Origin of the sequence: Streptococcus oralis subsp. tigurinus (assembly GCF_002096275.1) — a bacterium.
GTDB lineage: Bacteria > Bacillota > Bacilli > Lactobacillales > Streptococcaceae > Streptococcus > Streptococcus oralis_CN.
This window is the reverse complement of sequence record NZ_NCUG01000007.1, coordinates 1-245: the sequence shown is the minus strand read 5'-3', so window position 1 is coordinate 245 and position 245 is coordinate 1. Positions and strand designations below refer to the sequence as shown.

The 245-nt window shown below is 50.2% G+C and carries 1 protein-coding gene; it reads right to left on the bottom strand.

Annotated features, from left to right (window positions below):
- Positions 1-245: Cna B-type domain-containing protein (locus B7725_RS00035; RefSeq protein ID WP_142357338.1), on the bottom strand; the 245-nt coding region annotated here is incomplete at both ends.

The following is a 245-nucleotide window of genomic DNA, read 5'->3' as shown; positions in this document are numbered from 1 at the left end:
GCAGAGACTGGCTGTTGCTCAAAGCTGGCTGTCCAGTTGTTGGCTTTGGTCAACTCTTGTACTTGACCAGTTGCCACGCCGTCTTTATAGAGTTCAACTGTGACACTGTCTACAGGCGCGTCAATCTTGTTGCCATCTGAGTCTTGCCACTCTTTTGTGACCGTGATCGCTCGGGTTGGTGGGATCATTGGAGCCCACGGAGTCTTTTCCTTATTGGTAATGGTGAAGCCTTCTTTCATGCTTCC